26 protein-coding genes are annotated in these 23,718 nt (G+C 71.1%); 2 read left to right on the top strand and 24 right to left on the bottom strand.

Going from position 1 to position 23,718, the window contains the following annotated elements:
- Positions 1 to 12: 12 nt before the first annotated feature.
- Positions 13 to 675 carry a tRNA (adenosine(37)-N6)-threonylcarbamoyltransferase complex dimerization subunit type 1 TsaB gene (tsaB, locus tag AB0F18_RS04365; RefSeq protein WP_362054884.1) on the bottom strand — a complete coding sequence of 221 codons (663 nt, stop codon included), beginning with the start codon at positions 673 to 675 and terminating at the stop codon, positions 13 to 15.
- Positions 676 to 824: 149 nt separating this feature from the next.
- Here tsaB and AB0F18_RS04360 point away from each other — a divergent pair, with 149 nt between their 5' ends.
- Positions 825 to 1,385, top strand: a complete 561-nt coding sequence (locus AB0F18_RS04360) for a hypothetical protein (RefSeq protein ID WP_362054882.1) — start codon at positions 825 to 827, stop codon at positions 1,383 to 1,385.
- A 79-nt stretch (positions 1,386 to 1,464) separates the two neighbouring features.
- Here AB0F18_RS04360 and AB0F18_RS04355 read toward each other — a convergent pair whose 3' ends face one another.
- The 8 genes from AB0F18_RS04355 to AB0F18_RS04320 all read right to left on the bottom strand — a co-directional run bounded on the left by AB0F18_RS04355 (position 1,465) and on the right by AB0F18_RS04320 (position 9,461).
- The gene (locus AB0F18_RS04355; RefSeq protein WP_362054881.1) at positions 1,465 to 1,647 is read right to left on the bottom strand and encodes a hypothetical protein; all 183 of its coding nucleotides are present in this window, start codon (positions 1,645 to 1,647) and stop codon (positions 1,465 to 1,467) included.
- A 171-nt stretch (positions 1,648 to 1,818) separates the two neighbouring features.
- Positions 1,819 to 2,379 (bottom strand): tRNA (adenosine(37)-N6)-threonylcarbamoyltransferase complex ATPase subunit type 1 TsaE, encoded by a 561-nt coding sequence (gene tsaE, locus AB0F18_RS04350; protein ID WP_362054879.1) that lies wholly within the window; start codon positions 2,377 to 2,379, stop codon positions 1,819 to 1,821.
- The gene (locus tag AB0F18_RS04345; protein WP_362054877.1) at positions 2,336 to 3,517 is read right to left on the bottom strand and encodes an alpha/beta hydrolase; all 1,182 of its coding nucleotides are present in this window, start codon (positions 3,515 to 3,517) and stop codon (positions 2,336 to 2,338) included. Before AB0F18_RS04345 ends, tsaE begins: the two co-directional genes overlap by 44 nt.
- A gap of 23 nt (positions 3,518 to 3,540) precedes the next feature.
- On the bottom strand, positions 3,541 to 4,677 hold the full coding sequence (alr, locus tag AB0F18_RS04340; RefSeq protein ID WP_362054875.1) for an alanine racemase: 1,137 nt from the start codon (positions 4,675 to 4,677) through the stop codon (positions 3,541 to 3,543).
- 135 nt (positions 4,678 to 4,812) lie between these two features.
- Positions 4,813 to 6,231 carry an NAD(P)H-hydrate dehydratase gene (locus AB0F18_RS04335; protein ID WP_362054873.1) on the bottom strand — a complete coding sequence of 473 codons (1,419 nt, stop codon included), beginning with the start codon at positions 6,229 to 6,231 and terminating at the stop codon, positions 4,813 to 4,815.
- 51 nt (positions 6,232 to 6,282) lie between these two features.
- The gene (locus tag AB0F18_RS04330; RefSeq protein ID WP_045945303.1) at positions 6,283 to 6,651 is read right to left on the bottom strand and encodes a holo-ACP synthase; all 369 of its coding nucleotides are present in this window, start codon (positions 6,649 to 6,651) and stop codon (positions 6,283 to 6,285) included.
- A gap of 14 nt (positions 6,652 to 6,665) precedes the next feature.
- A complete protein-coding gene (glmS, locus tag AB0F18_RS04325; protein WP_362054871.1) occupies positions 6,666 to 8,537 on the bottom strand; it encodes a glutamine--fructose-6-phosphate transaminase (isomerizing) in 1,872 nt (623 codons plus the stop codon).
- Positions 8,538 to 8,657: 120 nt separating this feature from the next.
- Complete coding sequence (locus AB0F18_RS04320) at positions 8,658 to 9,461, bottom strand: hypothetical protein (RefSeq protein WP_362054869.1); 804 nt, start codon at positions 9,459 to 9,461, stop codon at positions 8,658 to 8,660.
- A 279-nt stretch (positions 9,462 to 9,740) separates the two neighbouring features.
- Between AB0F18_RS04320 and coaA the strand changes: the two genes are divergently transcribed.
- Complete coding sequence (gene coaA, locus AB0F18_RS04315) at positions 9,741 to 10,763, top strand: type I pantothenate kinase (protein WP_362054867.1); 1,023 nt, start codon at positions 9,741 to 9,743, stop codon at positions 10,761 to 10,763.
- Between the two features lie 53 nt (positions 10,764 to 10,816).
- Here coaA and glmM read toward each other — a convergent pair whose 3' ends face one another.
- The 15 genes from glmM to secY form a co-directional block, all read right to left on the bottom strand.
- Positions 10,817 to 12,175, bottom strand: coding sequence for a phosphoglucosamine mutase (gene glmM / locus AB0F18_RS04310; protein WP_362054866.1), 1,359 nt, complete (start codon positions 12,173 to 12,175; stop codon positions 10,817 to 10,819).
- Between the two features lie 136 nt (positions 12,176 to 12,311).
- Entirely contained in the window at positions 12,312 to 12,827 is a 516-nt protein-coding gene (rpsI, locus tag AB0F18_RS04305) for a 30S ribosomal protein S9 (RefSeq protein WP_045945298.1), read from the bottom strand.
- A 41-nt stretch (positions 12,828 to 12,868) separates the two neighbouring features.
- Positions 12,869 to 13,312, bottom strand: a complete 444-nt coding sequence (gene rplM, locus AB0F18_RS04300) for a 50S ribosomal protein L13 (protein WP_030773854.1) — start codon at positions 13,310 to 13,312, stop codon at positions 12,869 to 12,871.
- 236 nt (positions 13,313 to 13,548) lie between these two features.
- Positions 13,549 to 14,820 (bottom strand): glycosyltransferase family 87 protein, encoded by a 1,272-nt coding sequence (locus AB0F18_RS04295; protein ID WP_362054863.1) that lies wholly within the window; start codon positions 14,818 to 14,820, stop codon positions 13,549 to 13,551.
- Between the two features lie 66 nt (positions 14,821 to 14,886).
- Positions 14,887 to 16,515: an ATP-binding cassette domain-containing protein gene (locus AB0F18_RS04290; RefSeq protein WP_362054861.1), complete on the bottom strand. Its 1,629-nt coding sequence runs from the start codon at positions 16,513 to 16,515 to the stop codon at positions 14,887 to 14,889.
- Between the two features lie 41 nt (positions 16,516 to 16,556).
- Complete coding sequence (truA, locus tag AB0F18_RS04285; RefSeq protein ID WP_362054859.1) at positions 16,557 to 17,408, bottom strand: tRNA pseudouridine(38-40) synthase TruA; 852 nt, start codon at positions 17,406 to 17,408, stop codon at positions 16,557 to 16,559.
- A gap of 99 nt (positions 17,409 to 17,507) precedes the next feature.
- Positions 17,508 to 17,975, bottom strand: a complete 468-nt coding sequence (gene rplQ, locus AB0F18_RS04280) for a 50S ribosomal protein L17 (RefSeq protein ID WP_045945293.1) — start codon at positions 17,973 to 17,975, stop codon at positions 17,508 to 17,510.
- A gap of 84 nt (positions 17,976 to 18,059) precedes the next feature.
- Positions 18,060 to 19,082: a DNA-directed RNA polymerase subunit alpha gene (locus tag AB0F18_RS04275; RefSeq protein WP_215023456.1), complete on the bottom strand. Its 1,023-nt coding sequence runs from the start codon at positions 19,080 to 19,082 to the stop codon at positions 18,060 to 18,062.
- Positions 19,083 to 19,229: 147 nt separating this feature from the next.
- Complete coding sequence (gene rpsK, locus AB0F18_RS04270) at positions 19,230 to 19,634, bottom strand: 30S ribosomal protein S11 (protein ID WP_003956432.1); 405 nt, start codon at positions 19,632 to 19,634, stop codon at positions 19,230 to 19,232.
- Positions 19,635 to 19,688: 54 nt separating this feature from the next.
- Complete coding sequence (gene rpsM / locus AB0F18_RS04265) at positions 19,689 to 20,069, bottom strand: 30S ribosomal protein S13 (protein WP_007265919.1); 381 nt, start codon at positions 20,067 to 20,069, stop codon at positions 19,689 to 19,691.
- 198 nt (positions 20,070 to 20,267) lie between these two features.
- Complete coding sequence (gene rpmJ / locus AB0F18_RS04260) at positions 20,268 to 20,381, bottom strand: 50S ribosomal protein L36 (protein WP_003956441.1); 114 nt, start codon at positions 20,379 to 20,381, stop codon at positions 20,268 to 20,270.
- A 62-nt stretch (positions 20,382 to 20,443) separates the two neighbouring features.
- Positions 20,444 to 20,665: a translation initiation factor IF-1 gene (gene infA / locus AB0F18_RS04255; RefSeq protein ID WP_003956442.1), complete on the bottom strand. Its 222-nt coding sequence runs from the start codon at positions 20,663 to 20,665 to the stop codon at positions 20,444 to 20,446.
- A 139-nt stretch (positions 20,666 to 20,804) separates the two neighbouring features.
- Positions 20,805 to 21,656 carry a type I methionyl aminopeptidase gene (gene map, locus AB0F18_RS04250; protein ID WP_362054857.1) on the bottom strand — a complete coding sequence of 284 codons (852 nt, stop codon included), beginning with the start codon at positions 21,654 to 21,656 and terminating at the stop codon, positions 20,805 to 20,807.
- 96 nt (positions 21,657 to 21,752) lie between these two features.
- Positions 21,753 to 22,400: an adenylate kinase gene (locus AB0F18_RS04245; protein WP_362054855.1), complete on the bottom strand. Its 648-nt coding sequence runs from the start codon at positions 22,398 to 22,400 to the stop codon at positions 21,753 to 21,755.
- Positions 22,400 to 23,713, bottom strand: a complete 1,314-nt coding sequence (gene secY, locus AB0F18_RS04240) for a preprotein translocase subunit SecY (protein WP_362054853.1) — start codon at positions 23,711 to 23,713, stop codon at positions 22,400 to 22,402. The genes AB0F18_RS04245 and secY overlap by 1 nt, the downstream gene beginning before the upstream one ends.
- Positions 23,714 to 23,718: the final 5 nt, after the last annotated feature.

The raw sequence follows: 23,718 nt of genomic DNA, 5'->3' as shown, positions 1-23,718 counted from the left end.
CGGTCGGGGCGGTCACTGCGGGGTGACCACCTTGTAGTTCTTGGGCACCTGGGCGTCGGGGCGGCGCAGGTAGAGCGGGGTCGGAGGGAGGAACTCCAGGCCCGCCGCGAGGCGTTCGGCGGCCAGGGAGGCCAGGGCCGCGGCCGACTGGTGCTCGGGGCCGCGCGCGTCCGGGAAGACCTCCGGGTACAGCCGGGCGCCGTGGCCCACCGCGGGCAGGCCGGCGACCTGCTCGGCGATGTCGGCCGGGCGGTCCACCGCGGGCTCGCCGACGCGGGTGCGCGGGTCCTCGTAGCGCGCCCAGTAGACCTCCTTGCGCCGCGCGTCGGTGGCGACGGTGAAGGGGCCCTCGATCCCGGCGGCGCCGGCGGCGTACGCGAGGCCGTCGAGGGTGCACAGGCCGTGCACGGGCACGCCGAGGACGGCGGCGAAGGTGGAGGCGGTGACGAGGCCGACGCGCAGCCCGGTGTAGGGGCCGGGGCCGACGCCGACGACGATGCCGGTGACGGCTTCGAGCTTCACCCCGGCCTCGGCGAGGACCCGGTCCACGGAGGGCAGCAGGAGCTCCCCGTGGCGGCGGGCGTCGACCTGACTGGACTCGGCCAGGACGGACTCCCCGTCGTGCAGGGCGACGGTGACGGCGGGCGTGGCGGTATCTACGGCGAGCAAGAGCACGCGAACAGCCTACGACTCCCCGGCCCCCGGGCCTTGCGGCCGGTCGGAGCGGGGCCCGGCTGCTACCTTTCGACCGGGAGTACGACGCGTCCGCCCAGGCGACGCGGCAGCAGGATCCGGCACGCGCAGGCGCGGAGAGGTGGAGCAAGGTGGCACGCAGCAGCTCGGGAATCGTGGCCGGGCTCACCGCCGCGGCGATCGCCGCCATCGGCTTCCTCGGCTACCAGGCCCACGCGACCGCTCCCGCGCACCCCGCGAAGGCCGCCGAGCAGGCCCCGCCCGCCCCGCAGAACCCGGCGCCGGCGCAGCAGGACGCGGCGAAGCCGGTGGCGCTGCCGGCCAACTCGGGGACCGGTCAGCGGGTCGTGTACTCGGTGGCGCAGAAGCGGGTGTGGCTGGTCACGGAGGACGGCAAGGACCCGAAGTCGTTCACGGTGGTGCCGAGCACGGTGAACCCGGTGCCGGGCAGCTATCTCGTCAACTCGCGTGCGGGGACGGTCACCGGCTCGGACGGGGTGCCGATCGAGCACGTCGTGCGGTTCGCCAGCAGCACCGAGGGGATCGCGATCGGTTTCAGCGCCCGTGTGGACGGTGCGCTGCCGCAGCCGGACCCGGCGAAGAAGACGGGCGGCATCCGGATGTCGCGTGCGGACGGCGACGCCATGTGGGCGTTCGCGCTGTACAACTCGAAGGTGGTCGTCGTCCCGTAGGACGCCCCCGGTTTCCGGGCACACTTTTCACCCGTACGTGGGTATCGCGTGCGGGCTCGCGCACCCCACCGTCGGACTGTCAGGCCGCTTCCGGCTCCGGGGAGGCGGCCTGTTCCGCGTCGGCCGCCCCTTCGGCGGAGGGGTCCCGGGGGGCCGGCTCCGAGCGTGCGGGCGGCGTGGACACCGCGGTGGCGGCCACGCCCGCCGCGAGCAGGGCCCGCATGGACACGACGGGCGCTCGCTCTGCTCCTGCTGTCGACATGGCTGCCTCCTGAGACCCCGGGACGCCGTACTTAGGCACACCTAACCAGCGCTCGGTACCATGTCATCACGCGGGCCCGCGCCTGCGCAATGTTTTCCCGACGAGTTGTCGGCACGTCGTCCCCGGATCGGCCGGACCGCCCACGCCCGCACCGCGCGGGCCCCTCGCGGCCTACGCGAGCGACAGCCGCGCCAGCTCCGGCTCGGCCCCGGCCCACCGCGCGCCGACGCCGCGCAGCGCGACCTCGCGCACGTCGTCCAGGACCTCCTCGTGGCCGACCGCCCGTCCGATGACCACGTGCAGCCGGTCGTCGGAGAGCTCCTCCACCTTGCCGTCGCCCCACTCCACGACGACCACGGACTCGGGCAGGGAGACGTCGAGGTCCAGGTCCTCCATCTCGTCCAGCCCGCCGCCCAGCCGGTACGCGTCCACGTGCACCAGCGGCGGCCCGTCGCCCAGGGACGGGTGCACCCGGGCGATCACGAAGGTCGGCGAGGTCACGGCCCCGCGCACGCCGAGCCCCTCCCCCAGCCCCCGGGTCAGGGTGGTCTTGCCCGCGCCGAGCTCACCGGTCAGCAGGACGAGGTCGCCGGGGCGCAGCAGGCCGGCGATCCTGCGGCCCAGCTCCTGCATGGAGGCGGGCGAGTCGACGGTGATCAGGGTTTCGGCGGCGGCCTCGGCCAGGGCCTCAGCGGCCGGGCTGCGCGGCGCTTCCCGCTGTACGTCTTCCATGCGCCCCAACGTTAGTCGCTGCGGGGACGGCACCGGCGCGGGCCAGCAGGCCGGTGAGCAGCCCGGTCACGATCTCGGGGCGCTCCAGCATCATCAGGTGCCCGGTCTCCTCCAGCACCGCCAGCTCGGCGGCCGGCAGCTCCTCCTTGATCGTCACGCTGTGCCCGGGCGGGATGATCATGTCCCGGTCCCCGGCGATGACGGTGACGGGCAGGTCGGCGAACCGCTGGAGGGCGGCGCTCTTGTCGTGGATCTGGAAGGCCGGGTAGAACTCGGCGACCACGTCGATGGGGGTGGCCTCGATCAGCCGCTCGGCGAAGCGCGCGACGCCGGGGTCCACGTCGCGGGAGCCGAACGAGTACAGCTTGATCATGCCGGCGAAGAGGTCGGCGGTGGCCCGGCGGCCCTTCTCCACGAGCTCCACCTGGGAGCCGAGTGCCTTGAGCACGCCCGGCAGGATGCGCCGCACCGCGCCCTGCCCGATGGACGGCAGCCCGTACGTGACCTCGTCGAGCCGGCCGCTGGAGGTGCCGACCAGGGCCACGCCGAGCACGCGCTCGCGCACGAGGTCGGGGAACTGCTCGGCGAGGGCCATGACGGTCATGCCGCCCATGGAGTGGCCGACGAGGACGAGCGGGCCCTCGGGGGCGGCGGCGTCGATGACGGCCTTGAGGTCGCGGCCGAGCTGGTCGATGGTGACGGGCTCGCCGTCGGCCTGGGCGAGGCCGCGGGCGCTGCGGCCGTGGCTGCGCTGGTCCCAGTAGACGCTGCGGACGATTCCGCGCAGGGCGGCGCGCTGGAAGTGCCAGGAGTCCTGGCTGAGGCAGTAGCCGTGGCAGAACACGACGGTGGGCCCGGCCGCGCCCTTGCGCCGCAGCCGCCGCTTTCCGCCGCCCGGGGCGGGTTCCGCGGCCTCGTCGACCTCGTAGTAGAGCTCGGTGCCGTCCTCGGCCCGGCAGGTGCCCTCGGTCCCGCGCAGGGAGCCGTAGTCCCCGGCGGCGTCCAGGGCGAGGCGCGCCTTGCGGCGGATGCCCCGGCCCACGGTGATCCGTTCGACGGCGACACCGGCCGCGGCGCCCGCCGCTATGACACCGATGGCGGCGCCGGCCCAGCCGGCCTTGCGCCAGTTCTCGCTCACGACGTCGCCGTCCTCACTCAGCCTCAGCCGCCGAGATAGACCCGCGGCACCCGACCTCCGATGCGGGTGACGATCTCATACGCGATCGTATGCGCCGCTTGAGCCCAGTCCTCGGCGGTCGGCTCGCCGCGTTCCGCGTCGCCGAGGATGACGACCTCGTCGCCGGCCTCGGCGAGGTCCTCGCCCAGGTCCACGACGAACTGGTCCATGGCGATCCGCCCGGCCGCCTGCCGGATCTTCCCGGCGACGAGCACGGGCCCGCGGCCGGAGGCGCCCCGCGGGAGGCCGTCGGCGTACCCGGCGGGGACGAGCGCGAGGTGCGTCTCGGACCCGGTGACGTAGTGGTGGCCGTAGCTCACGCCGTGGCCGGCGGGGACGGTCTTGACCAGCGCGAGGGAGGCCTTGAGGGTCATCGCGGGCCGCAGGCCGAGCTCGGCGGGGGTGCCGAGCTCGGGCGAGGGCGAGACGCCGTAGACGGCCAGGCCGGTGCGCACGAGGTCGAAGTGGCTCTCGGGGAGGGTGAGGGTCGCGGGCGAATTGGCGATGTGCCGGACCTCGGGGTCGACGCCCTCCTTCTCCGCGTAGGCCAGCATGTCGCGGAAGGCGTCGAGCTGGGGCCCGATGGAGGGGTGGCCCGGCTCGTCGGCGCAGGCGAAGTGCGACCAGACGCCGGTGACCTGCACGGTGCCCTCGGCCTGGGCGGCGACGGCCGCGCCGACGAGTTCGGCCCAGTCGGAGGGCTGGCAGCCGTTGCGGCCGAGGCCGGTGTCGGCCTTGAGCTGGATCCGGGCGGTCCGGCCGGCGGCGCGGGCGGCCTCGCGGACCTCGTCCAGGGCCCACATCCCGCTGACCGACACGTCGATGTCGGCCTCGACGGCCTCCCGCCACGGCCCGCCGGGGGTCCACAGCCAGCACATGATCCGCCCCTGGATCCCGGCGGCGCGCAGCGCGAGCGCCTCCTCGGGGGTGGCGGTGCCGAGCCAGGTGGCCCCGGCCTCCTGGGCCGCCCGGGCACACGGGAGGGCCCCGTGCCCATAGGCGTTCGCCTTGACGACGGCCATCAGCCCGGCCCGGGGCGCCCGTGCGCGCAGGGCGCGCACGTTGTCCCGTACCGCGTCAAGATCGATCTCGGCGTACACGCGCATCGGTGTCTCGTTCATCGCCCACAGTCTCTCAGAACCCGTACCGGCCGGTGATCGGGCATGGTTCGACCGGCCTTGTCCGACTCTCCGAGCGAAAGTCCAGCCCCGCCGGCGTTCGAGGCGGCTCCGCGCAGCGGCCCCGCCCGGCCGGGGTCAGGCCCGCACCGACCGCCAGGCCTCCGGCAGGGCCTCGGCCACCTGCTGCGCCACCACCGGCGCCCCGCCGGCCGCGAACCGCCCCGCCAGCCCGTGCAGGTACGCCCCCACCGCCCCCGCGTCCACCCCGGACAGCCCCCCGGCCAGCAGCGCCCCCGCCAGCCCCGACAGGACGTCCCCGCTCCCGGCGGTGGCCAGCCACGGCGTCCCCGTCGGATTCACCCGGACGGCCCTTCCCCCACCGCCGGAGGCGACCAGCGTCGTCGCCCCCTTCAACAGCACCGCCGCCCCGAACCGCTCCGCCAGCTCCCGCACGGCGGCCAGCCGGCCCGCCTCCACCGCCTCCCGCGGCACCCCCAGCAGCGCCGCCGCCTCCCCCGCGTGCGGGGTCAGCAGGGTCGCGGCCCGGCGCCCCCGCACCACCGCGCCGTCCAGCCCGCGCAGCCCGTCCGCGTCGACCAGCACCGGCACGTCCAGGTCCGCCAGGGCCCGCCCGACCTCCTCCGCGCGCCCCGAACCCAGCCCCGGCCCGACCACCCAGGCCTGCACCCGGCCCCGCCCCACCAGCACCTCGGGGAAGCGCGCCAGCACGGCCTGCGCCGCCGGGCCCACGTACCGCACCGCACCGGCGCCGCCCCTCAGGGCGCCCGCCACGGCGAGCACCGCCGCGCCCGGGTACTGCTCCGATCCGGCGACGACGCCCACCACGCCCCGCCGGTACTTGTCGCTGGACGCGTTCGGCACCGGCAGCAGCCGTGCCACGTCGGCGTGTTGCAGCGCCTCCATCGCCACGGCGGACTCCGGGAACTCCAGCCCGATGTCGACCAGCCGCACCGCTCCCGCCCGCGAGGCCCCGGGGTCGGTCAGCAGCCCCGGCTTGTACGCCCCGAAGGTCACCGTCACCTCGGCCGTCACCGCCGGGCCCGCCACCTCCCCGGTGTCCGCGTCCACCCCGCTCGGCAGGTCCACCGCGACCACCGGCGCCCCGGCCGGGATCCGCTCCACCAGCGCGGCCGCGGCCGGCCGCAGCCCGCCCCGGCCGCCGATGCCGAGCAGCCCGTCCACGACCAGGTCGGCCCGCGCCGGCACCGCCTCCGCGACCCGTCCCCCGGCGGCCCGCAGCGCGGCCAGCCCGCCGGGGTGCATCCGCCCGGGGTCCATCGGGACGGCCGTCACCCCGGCCCCGCGCCGCGCCAGCCGCGCACCCGCGTACAGGGCGTCGCCGCCGTTGTCGCCGGGCCCGACCAGCAGGACGACCCGGGCCCCGTAGACCCGGCCGCGGCGCCGGGCCAGCAGCTGCGCGCACACGGCGGCCAGCCCGGCCGCGGCCCGCGCCATCAGGGCGCCCTCGGGCAGACGGGCCATCAGCTCGCGCTCGGCGGCCCGTACGGTCTCCACGCTGTAAGCAGTACGCATGCCCTCAGCGTGCCCCACTCGGGCCGTCCCTTCCCGAGCCGGCCCGGCCCGTCAGCCCTCGGCGATCACCACGGCCGACGCGATCCCGGCGTCATGGCTCAGCGAGATGTGCCAGGACTTCACCCCGAGGGCCCGGGCCCGCGCCTCGACGGTGCCCGACACCCGCAGCCGGGGCTGCCCGGAGTCCTCGACGTAGACCTCGGCGTCGGTCCACAGCAGCCCGCCCGGCGCGCCCAGCGCCTTGGCGAGGGCCTCCTTGGCCGCGAACCGGGCGGCGAGCGAGGCGACTCCGCGCCGCTCGCCGCTCGGCAGCGTCAACTCGGTGTGCAGGAAGAGGCGCTCCGCCATCTGCGGCGTCCGCTCCAGCGCCGCGCCGAACCGGGCGATCTCGGCCACGTCAATCCCCACACCGACAATCACAGCAACAACCCCAATTACTCCACCGTCACGGACTTGGCGAGATTACGCGGCTGATCGACCTCGTTGCCGCGCGCGGTCGCCAGCTCGCACGCGAACACCTGGAGCGGGACCGTCGCCACCAGCGGCTGCAGCAGCGTCGGCGTCGCCGGAATCCGGATCAGGTGGTCGGCGTAGGGGACCACCGCGTCGTCGCCCTCCTCCGCGATCACGATGGTCCGGGCCCCGCGCGCCCGGATCTCCTGGATGTTCGAGACGATCTTGTCGTGCAGGACCGAGCGGCCGCGCGGTGACGGTACGACGACCACCACCGGCAGGTCCTCCTCGATCAGCGCGATCGGCCCGTGCTTGAGCTCGCCCGCCGCGAAGCCCTCGGCGTGCATGTACGCCAGCTCCTTGAGCTTGAGCGCACCCTCCAGCGCCACGGGGTAGCCGACGTGCCGGCCCAGGAACAGCACGGTGTCCTTGTCGGCCAGCGAGCGCGCGAGGGCCCGTACCGGCTCCATCGTCTCCAGGACCCGGTCCACCGCCGCCGCGATGTCCGACAGCTCCCGGATCACCGCCTCGATCTCGTCGCCCCACTTGGTCCCCCGCACCTGCCCGAGGTAGAGGGCGACCAGGTAGCAGGCCACCAGCTGCGTCAGGAACGCCTTCGTCGAGGCGACGGCCACCTCCGGCCCGGCGTGCGTGTACAGCACGGCGTCCGACTCGCGCGGGATCGTAGAGCCGTTCGTATTGCAGATGGCCAGCACCCTGGCACCCTGCTCGCGGGCGTGCCGCAGCGCCATCAGGGTGTCCATGGTCTCGCCGGACTGCGAGATCGCGATCACCAGCGTCCGCTGGTCCAGGATCGGGTCGCGGTAGCGGAACTCGCTGGCCAGCTCGGTCTCGCACGGGATGCGGGTCCAGTGCTCGATGGCCAGCTTCGCGATCATGCCCGCGTGGTACGCCGTACCGCACGCCACGATCACGACCTTGTCGACCTCGCGGAGCACCGAGGCGGGGATGCGCACCTCGTCGAGGGTCAGCAGGCCGCTCGCGTCGATCCTGCCCAGGAGGGTGTCGGCGACGGCCTTCGGCTGTTCGGCGATCTCCTTGAGCATGAAGTAGTCATAACCCCCCTTCTCGGCCGCCGAAGCGTCCCAGTCCACGTGGTACGCCCGCACCGACGCGGGCGAACCGTCGAAGTTGGTCACCGAGACACCGTCGCGGCGGAGCTCGACGACCTGGTCCTGCCCCAGCTCGATCGCGGACCGCGTGTGGGCGATGAACGCGGCCACGTCCGAGGCGAGGAAGTTCTCACCCTCCCCAACGCCCACCACCAGCGGGGAGTTCCGGCGCGCGCCGACCACCACGTCCGGCTCGTCGGCGTGCACCGCGACCAGCGTGAACGCGCCCTCCAGCCGCCGGCACACCTGCCGCATCGCCTCCGCGAGCCCCGCGCCCCGGGCGCCGCCGGCCCCCACGGCCGTGTCGAAGGACTCGGCCAGCAGGTGCGCGACGACCTCGGTGTCCGTCTCCGACTCCAGCCGGTGCCCGCGCTCGGCCAGTTCGGCGCGCAGCACCGCGAAGTTCTCGATGATCCCGTTGTGGACGACGGCCACCCGGCCGGAGTTGTCCAGATGGGGGTGTGCGTTGACGTCCGTGGGCCCGCCGTGGGTCGCCCAGCGGGTGTGCCCGAGGCCCGTGGAGCCCGCCGGAAGGGGCTGCGCGAGCAGTTCCTTCTCCAGGTTGACGAGCTTCCCGGCCTTCTTGGCGTTGGCGAGTTTCCCGTCGGCGAGGACGGCGACCCCCGCCGAGTCATAGCCTCGGTACTCCAGCCGCTTCAGTCCGGCGATGACCACATCGAGCGCCGACTGCGCTCCCACGTATCCCACAATTCCGCACATAGGCCGCAGGGTACGCCTGAGTTGGCCGTCTGTCGGGTACCCGTACAGGACGAAAACCCCGCCCCGGCGAATCCACCGGAGCGGGGTTGACCTTCTTGGCTGACGCCCCCCGTCGCGGGCTCAGCCGAGCTTCCTGACCTGTGCCTCGATCGCGGGCGCCGCCAGCTGCGCCTCGCCGGAGTGCCGGTTGGCGAAGAAGTTGACGAGCGTGCCGCCCTTGCGCACCACCATGAGCTCGGTCTGGAACGGCTCGCCGTCGCGCTCCGCCTCGACGGTGTACGCCAGGGCCTCGTCGCCGCCGGACGCGGCGTGCGGGACGACCCGGGTCACCGTGACGGTCTCCCCGTCCGCCGTCGCCGCGTACCCGCCCTCGCAGGCCCGCCCCGCCGTCTGCACCTCGGTGAAGTGCCCGTGGGCGGCGTCCCCCGCGTACGAGCCGACGGTCACCACCGTCACCGTCGAGCTGGCGGCGTCCAGCGCGGCCGCCCGCTTCTGCCCCTCCGGGGCGTCGTCCGGCAGCGCCGACGCCATCGCGACCACGGCGGCCCTGGCCCAGCCGGTCCGCCCGGCCGGAAGGAACCCGGAGACGGCGTGGGCCAGCTCCCGGCACTCGGGCCGGTCCACGCTCGCCGGCGCGCTGTCGTGGACCTGAGGGGTGACCTTGTGGTCCAGCAGGTCCCCCTGCGCCACGAGCAGCCGCTCGGGGGCCTCCTGCACCCTGCCCTTCTGCGGGGAAGCGGCCTGCTGCCCCTTGCGGGCGGGCCCGGCGCCCACGTCGGACGTGGGCAGCTCGGCGGCCGCCACGTCCTCCTCCACCACGATCACGGTGGGCCGTCCGGCCCCGCACCCGGTGGCCAGCACGGCCAGCGCCACCCCCGACACGGACGCGGCCACGAGGCCGCGGCGGACAAACGTGGTACCCACGTAGAGCTCTCCCCCATGAAGCAGACACCGCAAGGGCGCCGGTCAACGCCGCGGTGACGAACAATGTACGACTTGCTCGATCACGCGACCGGTGTTAATGGCACTCCGGCGGGATCTTCCTGGTCACACACCCCGAATCGTGATCGGCACGAGACAGGACGGGCTTCCGATCGAGATCCGCTCGGGCACAACCCGCCACCCGGCCCTTCCCGCCCCTCCCACCGGCCACGTGACCGACCCCACCACCCACACGGCGCCCCGAGCCGGGACAATGGCGGTGTGATCACATCGCCGACGCGCTCTACGCCGGAGCACGCAACGGAGCGTCCCGGTCCCCGCCGGGTGCCGGAGCCCTCGCCCTACGTCGACCTCACGCGGGCGGAGTGGAGCGCCCTGCGCGAGCGCACCCCCCTGCCACTGACGGCGGAGGAGGTCGAGCGGCTGCGCGGCCTCGGCGACGTCATCGACCTGGACGAGGTGCGGGACGTCTACCTCCCGCTCTCCCGCCTGCTCAACCTGTACGTCGGCGCCACCAGCAACCTCCGCGGCACCCTGAACACCTTCCTCGGCGACGCGGGCGGCAACGGCCACGGCGCCCAGCAGGGGACCCCGTTCGTCATAGGCGTCGCCGGCTCCGTGGCCGTCGGCAAGTCCACCGTGGCCCGTCTGCTCCAGGCCCTGCTGGCCCGCTGGCCCGAGCACCCGCGCGTCGAGCGCGTCACCACGGACGGCTTCCTCTACCCGATGAAGGAGCTCCAGCGCCGCGGCCTGACCTCGCGCAAGGGCTTCCCCGAGTCCTACGACCGCCGCGCGCTCACCAAGTTCGTCGCCGACATCAAGGCCGGCAAGGACGAGGTCACCGCCCCGGTCTACTCGCACCTGATCTACGACATCGTCCCGGACGAGCGGCTCGTCGTCCGCCGCCCGGACATCCTCATCGTCGAGGGGCTCAACGTCCTCCAGCCGGCCCTGCCCGGCAAGGACGGCCGCACCCGGGTCGGTCTCGCCGACTACTTCGACTTCAGCGTGTACGTGGACGCCCGCCCCGAGGACATCGAGCGCTGGTACCTCAACCGCTTCCGGAAGCTGCGCGAGACCGCGTTCCAGAACCCGTTCTCCTACTTCCGCAAGTACACCCAGGTCTCGGAGGAGGAGGCCCTGGAGTACGCGCAGACGATGTGGCGGACGATCAACAAGCCCAACCTCCTGGAGAACGTGGCCCCCACCCGCGGCCGCGCCACCCTCGTCGTCCGCAAGGGCCCCGACCACAAGGTCACGAAGCTGAGCCTGCGCAAGCTCTGAACACCCGCCGCGGCCGTTCCGGGGAGGCCCTGGAACGGCCGTGGCGCGAGGGCCTAGCCCAGGGCGGACTTCACCGCGTCGGCGAGGCGCCCGGCGACCGTGCGGGCCTGCTCGATGTCGGCGGCCTCCACCATCACCCGTACGAGCGGCTCGGTGCCCGAGGGGCGCAGCAGCACCCGTCCGGTGGAACCGAGCTCCCGCTCCGCCTCGGTGACGGCGTTGGCCAGCTCGGCGGAGGTGGAGACGCGGGACTTGTCGACGTCCTTGACGTTGATCAGGACCTGCGGCAGCCGCGTCATGACCCCGGCCAGCTCGGCCAGCGAGCGGCCCGTGGCGGCGACGCGGGCGGCCAGCATGAGGCCGGTGAGGGTGCCGTCGCCGGTGGTGGCGTGGTCCAGGATGATCACGTGGCCGGACTGCTCGCCGCCCAGGGCGTAGCCGTGCTCCTTCATCGACTCCAGGACGTACCGGTCGCCGACGCCGGTCTGGACGAGGTGGACGCCCTCGCCCTCCATGGCCAGCTTGAAGCCCAGGTTCGACATGACGGTGGCCACGACGGTGTTCTCGCGCAGCTGGCCGGCCTCGCGCATGGCGAGGGCGAGCACGGCGAGGATCTGGTCGCCGTCGATCTCGTTGCCGTCGCCGTCCACCGCGAGGCAGCGGTCGGCGTCGCCGTCGTGGGCGATGCCGAGGTCCGCCCGGTGCTCGACGACGGCCTGCTTGAGCAGGCCGAGGTGGGTGGAGCCGCAACCGTCGTTGATGTTCAGGCCGTCGGGCTCGGCGCCGATGGTGACGATATCGGCCCCGGCCCGGGCGAAGGCCTCGGGCGAGACGCGGGCGGCCGCGCCGTGCGCCTCGTCCAGGACGATCTTCAGGCCGTCGAGGCGGTTGGGCAGCACGCCGATCAGGTGGGCGACGTACTTGTCGAAGCCCTCGTCGTAGTCCGAGACCCGGCCGACGCCGGCGCCGGTGGGCCGGGCCCAGGGGGCGCCGGTGCGGTGCTCCTCGTAGACGGCCTCGATCTTGTCCTCCAGCTCGTCGGCGAGCTTGTGGCCGCCGCGCGCGAAGAACTTGATGCCGTTGTCGGGCATGGCGTTGTGGCTCGCGGAGAGCATCACGCCGAGGTCGGCGCCCAGCGCACCGGTGAGATACGCCACCGCCGGGGTGGGCAGCACACCGACGCGCAGGACGTCCACGCCGGCGCTGGCGAGGCCCGCGACGACCGCGGCCTCCAGGAACTCGCCCGAGGCGCGGGGATCGCGGCCGACCACCGCCGTGGGGCGGTGGCCCGCGAAGGTGCCCGCCTCGGCCAGTACGTGTGCGGCCGCCACGGAGAGGCCGAGCGCGAGCTCAGCCGTCAGATCCGCGTTGGCGACGCCTCGCACACCGTCCGTCCCGAAGAGTCGTCCCACTGTTGTCCTCCCGAGTTCACGCTTCGCTTGGTGCCCGCTAGTGACAGGTGTTTGCCGTTTTTGGCGGTAAACGAACCGCCCCGACAGCACAGAGAGTGCTGCCGGGGCGGTTTCGTTGCTGAACAGCAGGCGCAGATTAACGCTTGCTGTACTGCGGAGCCTTACGGGCCTTCTTGAGACCGGCCTTCTTGCGCTCGACCGCACGGTCGTCGCGGGAGAGGAAGCCGGCCTTCTTCAGCGCCGGGCGGTTGTTGTCCACGTCCGCCTCGTTCAGCGCGCGGGCCACGCCGAGGCGCAGGGCGCCGGCCTGACCGGAGACGCCGCCACCCGAGATGCGGGCGATGACGTCGTAACGGCCGTCAAGCTCCAGGAGCTTGAAGGGCTCGTTGACTTCCTGCTGGTGCACCTTGTTGGGGAAGTAGTCCTCAAGGGTGCGACCGTTGATCTTCCACTTGCCGGTGCCCGGAACGATCCGGACGCGGGCGATGGCGTTCTTGCGACGGCCCAGGCCGGCGGCCGGCTGGGGGTCACCGAAGCGACCGGCAAGGGACTCGGAGGTGTAGTCGCCCTCGACGACGACGTCCGACTCGGTGGTGTACTCCTCGACGCCCTCGAACTCGTCGACGGGGGTCTCGGCGGTGGTCTCGGCCACGATGCTCCTCAGAATTCTCTGTGTTTAGGGGGTGGCCGGAACTACTGCGCGACCTGGGTGATCTCGAACGGCACCGGCTGCTGGGCAGCGTGCGGGTGCTGGTCGCCCGAGTAGACCTTCAGCTTCGAGAGCATCTGACGGCCCAGGGAGTTCTTGGGGAGCATGCCCTTGACGGCCTTCTCGACGGCCTTCTCCGGGTTGTTCGCCAGCAGGTCGTCGTAGCGCACGGAGCGCAGACCGCCCGGGAAACCGGAGTGGCGGTAGGCCATCTTCTGCGAGGCCTTGTTGCCGGACAGGTGAACCTTGTCGGCGTTGATGATGATGACGAAGTCGCCCATGTCCATGTGGGGGGCGTAAGTCGGCTTGTGCTTGCCCTTGAGGAGGGTGGCGGCCTGGGTCGCCAGACGGCCGAGGACAACGTCCTGGGCGTCAATGACGAGCCACTGGCGCGAGATGTCGCCGGGCTTGGGGCTGAACGTACGCACGCGTATGCCTTCGCTTCTTCAGTGGTGGGTCATCCCATAGGGCCTAAGCCCCGCGGGAAGGGTCCTGACAGGGTCACCACGGACGATCACGACAGCCCTCGTTCACATCGGGGACGCACCCGAGTGAAAACTGCTGGTCATCGGTCCGGTGGACCGGCGTAAGGCCCTTTCACGTGAGAATGAGAAAGCCAATACGCATAACAAACCAGCAGGATACCCAAGGAGACCCTTACGGGTCAAAACGCGGTCCGCGATGCCGATTCTGCTGACGTCGCGGCGCACTCCGGTTCGGTCCTGGGTGGGGACCCCGCAGTTGTTACGGGCTCCAGAGTAACCCGACCGGAGCGCAGAGCGCGACGCGCCAGCAACCCCGCGAGCCCGCACAACGTCACACAGTCACGGAAAGCACGCCGCTTGTGCTCGAATTCCGAGGGCCACGGGATCCCCGCCGCCTGCGGCACCAGGGCCGCCCAGAACCAGCCTGACCGGGGCAGAGAGCCCTCCCGCACCCCCGACGCCAGCAGCATCGGCAGCACCACCAGCAGGTAGTGGTCGAAGGACGGGCGTGAGACGAGGAACACGGCGAGCATCACCATGCAGGTGGTCTCCACCAGACGGAGCTCACCCCCCTCGCCCGCCGGATCCGGCCGCCGCCACCGCCGCCACGCCGCCCACAGCCCGGCCACCGCCCCCGCACCCGCCAGCACCACCGCCACCGGCTGCGGCACCCCCAGCCGCGGCAGCACCGCGATCGGCGAGGCGTCCCAGGGCAGCGCGTACGCGTCCTGCCCCTGGAACAGGAACGGCAGCGTCTTGGTGAAGAACAGCGTCGGACTCGGCATCAGCAGCGCCCCCGCCAGCGACAGCCCCACCGGCACCAGCACCGCCACCGCCAGCCCCCGCCACCGCCGGGCCAGGACGAAGACCAGCCCGACCGGCACCAGCATCGGCTTGCAGGCGATCGCCAGCCCCACCACCAGCCCCGCCGCCGCCCAGGACCTGCGGTGCGCCAGCAGCAGCGCCAACGGCAGGGCCGCCGCCGAGATCGCCGTCCAGTTCCCGATCAGCACCAGGTTCAGGTACGGCTTGTACGCCAGCCCGAGCAGCCCCAGCCCGCCCACCGCGAACCGCGAGCACAGCGGCACCGAGAACAGCCGCAGCGCCGCCCACCAGCCGGCCCCGACCAGCCCGGAGATCCCCGCCGGCAGCAGCCAGCGCAGCACCCCCCGGGGCACCAGCGCCTCCGGCACCGCCATGAGCACCGCGCTGGGCAGGTACAGGAAGCGCTTGTCCTCGTACGGGGAGACCCCCTCCAGCAGCGCGTCCGCGGCCTTCACCACGAACGCGTTGTCCGAGCCCCAGTTCGCCCGCAGGCTCGTCGAGACCGAGACCGCCAGCAGGACCACCAGCGCCACCGCCCGCCAGGACCGCGGCGCCGGCCCGAGCAGCCAGGCGACCAGCCGGTCACCGGTGACCGGCCGGCCACTCTGCGTCAGCCAGATGCGCATGAGCCAGATGCTAGGCCGCAGCCCCACGACGCCTCCCCCTCGACCCGCGCGGGGAAGGTCGGCCCCCTAACGCTTCCGGTCGACCCTACGTTCGTCCCAGACGGGTTCCTGAGTCTCGCGCACAACACCGTCTGAACCGAAGACCAAGTAACGGTCAAATGTGCGCGCGAACCAGCGGTCGTGCGTCACGCACAGCACCGTGCCCTCGTACGACTCCAGCCCGTCCTGCAGGGCCTCCGCCGACTCCAGGTCGAGGTTGTCGGTCGGCTCGTCCAGCAGCAGCGCCGTCGTACCGGCCAGCTCCAGCAGCAGGATCTGGAACCGCGCCTGCTGACCGCCCGAAAGCTTCTCGAACGGCTGCTCCGCCTGGCGCTCCAGCTCGTAGCGGCGCAGCGCCCCCATCGCCTGGCCCAGGGGCTTGGCCGCCTCCGTCCACAGGATGTCGACGAGCGTGCGGCCGAACAGCTCCGGATGGGCGTGGGTCTGCGCGAAATGGCCGGGAACCACCCGTGCGCCCAGCTTCCAGTCACCGGTGTGCTTGACGTCCTCGCCCGCCAGCAGCCGCAGGAAGTGCGACTTGCCGGAGCCGTTCGAGCCGAGCACCGCGACCCGCTCCCCGTAGAAGACCTCCAGGGAGAACGGCTTCATCAGGCCGGTCAGCTCCAGGTTCTCCACGGTCAGCGCGCGCACGCCCGTACGGCCGCCCTTGAGCCGCATCTTGATGTCCTGCTCCCGCGGCGGCTCCGGCGGCGGGCCGGCCTCCTCGAACTTCTGGAAGCGGGTCTGCATCGCCCGGTAGCGCGAGGCCATGTCGGGGCTGCTCGCGGCCTGGTTGCGCAGCCGCAGCACCAGGGCCTTCAGCCGGGCGTGCTCCTCGTCCCAGCGCCGCTTGAGCTCCTCGAACCGGGCGAAGCGCTCCTTGCGGGCCTCGTGGTAGGTGCCGAAGCCCGCGCCGTGCACCCAGACGTCGGAGCCCATCGGGCTCGCCTCCAGGCTGATGATCTTCTGAGCGGCCTGCGTCAGCAGCTCCCGGTCGTGGGAGACGAACAGGACCGTCTTGCGGGTGGCCCGCAGCTGCTCCTCCAGCCACCGCTTGCCGGGGACGTCCAGGTAGTTGTCCGGCTCGTCGAGCAGCAGCACCTCGTCCGGCCCGCGCAGCAGCGCCTCCAGGACGAGCCGCTTCTGCTCACCGCCGGAGAGCGTGCGCACCTCGCGGAACTGCGCCTGGTCGTACGGGATGGCCAGCGCGGCCATCGTGCACACGTCCCACAGGGTCTCGGCCTCGTAGCCCTGGACGTCGGCCCAGTCGCTGAGCGCCTGGGCGTAGGCCATCTGGGCGGCCTCGTCGTCGACGGTGAGGATCAGCTCCTCGGCCCGGTCCACGGCCTTCGCGGCCTCCCGGATCCGCGGCTGGGACACGGAGACCAGCAGGTCCCGTACGGTCGTCTCGTCCCGCACCGAGCCCACGAACTGGGACATCACGCCGAGGCCGCCGCTGATGGTGACCCCGCCGCCGTGCGGCTGGAGCTCGCCGGAGATCAGCTTGAGCAGCGTGGTCTTGCCGGCGCCGTTGGCCCCCACCAGGGCCACCACCGACCCCTCCCCCACGCGGAAGGAGACGTCGGGGAGCAGGACCCGCCCGTCGGGAAGGTAGTACTCCAGGTGGCTGGCTTCGAGATGTCCCATGCCGGGCATTCTCCCGGTCCGGCGGCGCCGGACCCAAACGGGATTCTTACCTAGCAGCAGCCCTTGCCCGGCAGGGTGCGCATGTTCCGCGCCTCCTTGCTGCGGGCGGCCAGCAGCTCGTCCGCCGGGTAGCCGACCTCCTCCAGGGTCAGCCCGTGCGGCTTGACCACGTGCACCGAGGAGTCCCGTACGGCCGCGGCCAGGACCTGCCCGGGCCACTCGACGGGCCGGTGCCCGTCGCCGACGTGCAGCAGCGCGCCGACCAGGGAGCGGACCATGTTGTGGCAGAAGGCGTCGGCGCGGACGGTCGCGGTGACGATGCCGTCCTCGGCCCGCACCCAGCTGAGCTCCTGGAGGGTGCGGATGGTCGTCGCGCCCTCGCGCTTCTTGCAGTAGGCGGCGAAGTCGTGCTCGCCGAGCAGCGCGCGGGAGGCCTCGTTCATGGCGTCCACGTCCAGCGGCCACTGGTGCCACAGCACGTGCCCGCGGCGCAGCGGGTCCACTCCGCCCTGGTGGTCGCCGACGCGGTAGGCGTAGCGGCGCCAGATGGCGGAGAAGCGCGCGTTGAAGCCCTGGGGGGCCTCGGCGACCTTCCACACCCGGATGTCGTGCGGGAGGCGGCCGGCGAGGCGGCGCAGCAGCTTGTCGTGGTGCTCGGCCCACACCTCCCCGTCGATGTCGAACTGGGCGACCTGCCCGCGGGCGTGCACGCCCGCGTCGGTGCGCCCGGCGACGGTCAGCTCGACCGGCTCGGGCAGCCGCATCACGGTCTTCAGGGCCGATTCCAGCTCGCCCTGGACGGTCCGCAGCGTGCGCTGCTTCGCCCAGCCGGAGAAGTCCTTGCCGTCGTAGGACAGGTCCAGCCGTACCCGGACGTGCCCGGGCTCCACCTCGTCACTCACGTGACAGATCCTCTCAGACGCACAGAAATGCAGAACGGGCCCGCCCCGGGAAGGGGCGGGCCCGTTCAGAGCCGATCAAGCAAGCGTGATCCCGGGGGATCAGGCCTCCTTGGTCTCCTCGGCGGCGGGGGCCTCGGCGGCAGCCTCGGCCTCCTTGACCGCACGCTTGGTGGCGGCCTCGGCCTCGCCGGTGGCCTGCTGGGCGACCGTGAGGGCCTCGACCAGCTCGATCACGGCCATCGGGGCGTTGTCGCCACGACGGTTGCCGATCTTGGTGATGCGCGTGTAACCACCGGGGCGGTTCTCGTAGCGCGGGGCGATCTCGGTGAACAGCGTGTGCACGATGCTCTTGTCCGTGATCGTCTGCAGCACCAGGCGACGGTTGTGGATGTCGCCCTTCTTGGCCTTGGTGACCAGACGCTCGGCGTAGGGACGCAGGCGGCGGGCCTTGGCCTCGGTGGTGGTGATGCGGCCGTGCTCGAAGAGCGCCTTCGCGAGGTTCGCGAGAAGGTGCTTCTCGTGCGCGGCGGAGCCGCCCAGACGGGCACCCTTTGCGGGACGCGGCATGGTGTTACTCCTTCATATCTGCACCGGCCGTGTCAGGTACCGGTGTCAGTTCCCCCGGGGCGGATGCCCCGGGAAAGTCATTTCTTAGTACTGCTCGGTCTCGACGAAGCCGGCGTCGGCGTCGTCGTCCGCGCCGAAGGCGTCGGCCGCGGCGGTCGGGTCGAACCCGGGCGGGCTGTCCTTGAGGGCCAGGCCCATGCCGGCGAGCTTCGCCTTGACCTCGTCGATCGACTTCGCACCGAAGTTGCGGATGTCGAGCAGGTCGGCCTCGGAGCGGGCCACGAGCTCACCCACGGAGTGGATGCCCTCGCGCTTGAGGCAGTTGTACGACCGAACGGTGAGCTCCAGCTCCTCGATCGGCAGCGCCAGGTCGGCGGCCAGGGCGGCGTCCGTCGGGGACGGGCCCATGTCGATGCCCTCGGCATCGATGTTGAGCTCGCGCGCCAGACCGAACAGCTCGACCAGGGTCTTGCCGGCGGATGCCATGGCGTCGCGCGGGCGCATGGCCTGCTTGGTCTCGACGTCGACGATGAGCTTGTCGAAGTCGGTGCGCTGCTCGACTCGGGTCGCCTCGACCTTGTAGGTGACCTTCAGAACCGGCGAGTAGATGGAGTCGATCGGGATACGGCCGATCTCCTGGCCCACCTGCTTGTTCTGGACGGCGGAGACGTAGCCGCGACCGCGCTCGACGGTCAGCTCCATCTCCAGCTTGCCCTTGCCGTTGAGCGTGGCGAGGACCAGGTCCGGGTTGTGCACCTCGACACCGGCCGGGGGCGCGATGTCGGCAGCGGTGACCAGGCCGGGACCCTGCTTGCGCAGGTACATCACGACCGGCTCGTCGTGCTCCGAGGAGACGACCAGCTGCTTGATGTTGAGGATGATGTCCGTGACGTCTTCCTTGACGCCCGGCACGGTGGTGAACTCGTGCAGGACGCCGTCCACGCGGATGCTGGTGACAGCGGCACCCGGGATGGAGGACAGGAGGGTACGGCGCAGGGAGTTGCCGAGGGTGTAGCCGAAGCCCGGCTCCAGCGGCTCGATCACGAACCGCGAGCGGTACTCGTCGACGACCTCTTCGGTCAGCGAAGGACGCTGAGCGATAAGCATGTCTGTTCCTTCAGTCGTGGACGCCCACTATTTGACGCCCGACGGGTGCGGCCCGGGGGCCGCGGACTTACAAGGGTACGGGCGGTACGTCCCCCGAAGGGTTCGTACCGCCCGGACACTCAAGAACGCACAGGTGCGTCCGCTGCGTCAGACGCGGCGGCGCTTCGGCGGGCGGCAGCCGTTGTGCGGGGTGGGGGTGACGTCCTGGATCGAACCCACCTCGAGGCCGGTGGCCTGGAGGGAGCGGATCGCGGTCTCACGGCCGGAGCCGGGACCCTTGACGAAGACGTCGACCTTGCGCATGCCGTGCTCCTGCGCGCGGCGGGCGGCCGACTCGGCGGCCATCTGCGCGGCGAAGGGGGTGGACTTGCGCGAGCCCTTGAAGCCGACGTGGCCGGCGGAGGCCCAGGAGATCACGTTGCCGGACGGGTCCGTGATCGAAACGATGGTGTTGTTGAACGTGCTCTTGATGTGGGCGTGCCCGTGAGCGACGTTCTTCTTTTCCTTGCGGCGCACCTTCTTGGCAGCGCCCTGACGACCCTTGGGGGGCATCTCTTACTCCTACGGGAGGTGGTCGGTCCTACAGCGCAAGACCGCTGAACAGGACTACTTCTTGCCCGGCTTCTTCTTGCCGGCGATCGCGCGACGCGGGCCCTTGCGGGTACGCGCGTTCGTGCTGGTGCGCTGACCGTGCACCGGCAGGCCACGACGGTGGCGGATGCCCTGGTAGCACTGGATCTCGATCTTGCGGCGAATGTCGCCCTGGATCTCGCGGCGGAGGTCACCCTCGGTACGGAGGTTGGCGTCCACGTACTCGCGGATCTTGACGAGGTCCTCTTCGGCCAGGTCACGAACGCGGGTGTTCGGGTTCACGCCGGTGGAGGCGAGGATCTCCTTGGACCGGGTGCGCCCGATACCGAAGACGTAGGTGAGTGCGATCTCCACACGCTTTTCGCGCGGGATGTCAACACCGGAAACGCGTGCCATTCAATGGCTCCTGTGTGTTCGGGGGTCTTCCGCAGAACCACTCCCGACCGCCGACCACCCTCGTGGGTGATGGTACGTCCGGGTCCCCGGCCCCCGCCGGAGGTGCCGCCGGCCCCTCTCAGGGCTGGGCGGGCTCTGCGTATGTACGTTTTGTTGCGTCGCGCGAAGAACTGCGGAAGGCAGGTCGGTCGGCGTGCGTCAGCCCTGGCGCTGCTTGTGGCGCAGGTTGTCGCAGATGACCATGACCCGGCCGTGACGGCGGATCACCTTGCACTTGTCGCAGATCTTCTTGACGCTCGGCTTGACCTTCATGTGGGTGAGGTTCTCCGGGTCAGTGCCACCACCCGCGCCGGAGCGGGGTGCGGGGGCAAGATCTACTTGTATCGGTAGACGATCCGGCCACGCGTCAGGTCGTACGGAGACAGCTCCACAACGACCCGGTCATCGGGAAGGATGCGGATGTAGTGCATCCGCATCTTGCCGCTGATGTGCGCGAGGACCTTGTGACCGTTCTGGAGTTCCACCTTGAACATGGCGTTCGGGAGGGACTCGATCACGGTGCCCTCGATCTCGATGGCACCTTGCTTCTTGGCCACGCTTCGCCTTTCGAATCGGCTACCTTGATCGGCTGACGGACATGCGAATGCACGTAAGCCGACGAGTCAGTCTACGTCAGGGCACCCAGAAAGACGAATCCGGAAAGTTTGCCCCAGAGTCTAGATCATTAACCGGCGGCTACCCGAGGGGGTCCGGCGCCGTCGTGACGCCGTACTCCGCGAGCTTCGCCTTGCCGCAGTCGGGGCTGGTCAGGACGATGGGACCGGCCTCCGTGAGGGCCACGGAGTGCTCCCAGTGCGAGGACCAGGTGCCGTCCGTCGTGATGACCGTCCAGTCGTCGGCGAGTACCTCCGTCTGGGCGGTGCCCAGGGACACCATCGGCTCGATCGCCAGGCACAGGCCCGGGACCAGCTTGATGCCCTTGCCCCGCTTGCGCGAGACGTAGTTCAGCAGGTGCGGGTCCATGTGCATCTCGGAGCCGATGCCGTGGCCGCCGTAGTCCTCGATGATCCCGAACCGGCCGAGGCTGTGGTCGCCCGTCGCGGGACGCGGCTGGCGCTTGATGTAACCCTCGATCGCCTTCGAAATGTCCACGAGGCGGTTGCCGAGCTTCATGGCCGCGATACCGGCCCACATCGACTCCTCGGTGACCCGGGAGAGCTCGACCAGCTCCGGAGCGTGACCGGTGCCCACGAAGGCCGTGTACGCCGCGTCCCCGTGCCAGCCGTCCACGATGGCGCCGGCGTCGATGGAGATGACGTCGCCGTCCTTGAGGACCGTCTTGTCGTCCGGGATGCCGTGGACGACGACCTCGTTCACCGACGTGCAGATGGTCGCGGGGAAACCGCCGTAGCCAAGGAAGTTCGACTTCGCCCCGGCGTCCGCGATGACCTTGCGGGCCACCATGTCCAGGTCCCGCGTCGTGGCGCCCGGCACGGCCGCCTCACGGGTCGCCGCGTGGATCGCGGCGACGACCAGCCCTGCCTCGCGCATCTTCGCGATCTGCTCGGGGGTCTTCAGCTGAACCATGAACGGGACCTTCCACCTTCGAAAACGGGTCGTTTCAACAGTACGGCCGCGATGCCCTAGGGACACCGCGGCCGTACCGGCACAACAGGGGGGTGACTACTTCTTCAGGGCGTCCATCGCCCGCTTGGTGATCTCGTGCACCTCGCCGAGGGCGGAGATGGTCACCAGCAGACCCTGGGCCTTGTAGTAGTCGATGATCGGCTCGGTCTGCGTGTGGTAGACCTCCAGCCGATTACGGACCGTGGCCTCGGAATCGTCGTCGCGCTGGTAGAGCTCGCCCTCGCACTTGTCGCAGACGCCCTCGACCTTGGGCGCCGCGTAGATCACGTGGAACACGTGCGCGGAGTCCTGACGGCAGATGCGACGGCCGGCGATGCGCTTGACGACCTCGTCCTCCTCGACCTCCAGGTCGAGGACGGCGTCCAGCTTCATGCCGGCACCGGTCAGCATCTCGTCCAGGGCCTCGGCCTGGGCGACGTTGCGCGGGAAGCCGTCGAGCAGGAAGCCGTTCGCGGCGTCCGGCTGCTCCATGCGGTCCTTGGCCATGCCGATGGTGATCTCGTCCGGGACGAGCTCACCGCGGTCCATGAACGCCTTGGCGCGCACACCCAGCTCCGTGCCCTGGCTGATGTTGGCGCGGAAGAGGTCGCCCGTGGAGATGTGCGGGATCGACAGGTTCTTGGCGAGGAACGCGGCCTGCGTTCCCTTGCCCGCCCCGGGGGGTCCGACGAGGACGATTCGCATCAGCGGAGGAACCCTTCGTAGTTGCGCTGCTGGAGCTGGCTCTCGATCTGCTTCACGGTTTCCAGACCCACACCCACGATGATCAGGATGCTCGTCCCGCCGAACGGGAAGTTCTGGTTCGCTCCGAAGCCGGCCAACGCCATTGTCGGCACTAGAGCGATGAGACCCAGGTACAGCGACCCCGGCCAGGTGATCCGGTTGAGTACGTAGCTCAGGTACTCAGCGGTAGGCCGGCCGGCGCGGATGCCCGGGATGAACCCACCATACTTCTTCATGTTGTCAGCAACTTCCTCGGGGTTGAACGAGATCGCCACGTAGAAGAACGCGAAGAAGACGATCAGGAGGAAGTAGGCGGCGATGTAGTACGGGTGGTCGCCCTTGACGAAGTGCTTCTGGATCCAGGTCGCCCAGCCCGCGGTCGAGCCGCTGAACTGCACGATCAGGGCCGGGATGTACAGCAGCGACGAGGCGAAGATGACCGGGATGACACCGGCCTGGTTCACCTTGAGCGGGATGTAGGTGGACGTGCCGCCGTAGGCACGGCGGCCGATCATGCGCTTCGCGTACTGGACGGGGATCCTGCGCTGGGCCTGCTCGACGAAGACCACCAGGGCCACCATCGCGAGTCCGACGAGGATGACGACGGCGAACTCCACCCAGCCATCAGCGATCTTGCCCTGGAGCTTGATCGTCCAGAGAGCGGTGACGAAGCCGGCCGCGATCGAGATGAACATCAGGATCGACATGCCGTTGCCGATGCCGCGGTCGGTGATGAGCTCACCGAGCCACATGACGATGCAGGTACCGGCGGTCATGGTGATCACCATGGTGATCGTGGTGAAGATCGAGCGGTCCGGGACGATCTCGCGAGCGACCGGGCAGGTGCCGAACAGGGCGCCGGTCCGCGCGGTGGCGACCAGGCCGGTGCCCTGCAGGATCGCGAGGGCGACCGTCAGATAACGCGTGTACTGGGTGATCTTCGCGGTGCCGGCCTGTCCCTCTTTCTTGAGGTTCTCCAGCTTCGGAATGACCACGGTCAGCAGCTGCAGGATGATGCTCGCGGTGATGTACGGCATGATGCCGAGCGCGAAGATCGTGATCTGCAGCAGCGCACCGCCGCTGAACATGTTGACCAGACCGAAGAGGCTGTTGCTGCTCCCCATCTGGTCCACACAGATCTGAACGTTCTTGTAGCTCACGCCGGGTACCGGGATGTGGGACCCGAGCCGATACAGCACGATGATGCCGAGCGTGAAGAGCAGCTTCTTGCGCAGGTCGGGCGTCTTGAACGCCCGGGCGAACGCGGTGAGCACGGTGC

The organism is Streptomyces sp. NPDC029216 (assembly GCF_040648015.1).
In the GTDB taxonomy this organism is placed as follows: Bacteria; Actinomycetota; Actinomycetes; order Streptomycetales; family Streptomycetaceae; genus Streptomyces.
The sequence above is the reverse complement of the archived record's forward strand: the minus strand, read 5'-3'. Positions and strand labels throughout refer to the sequence as shown.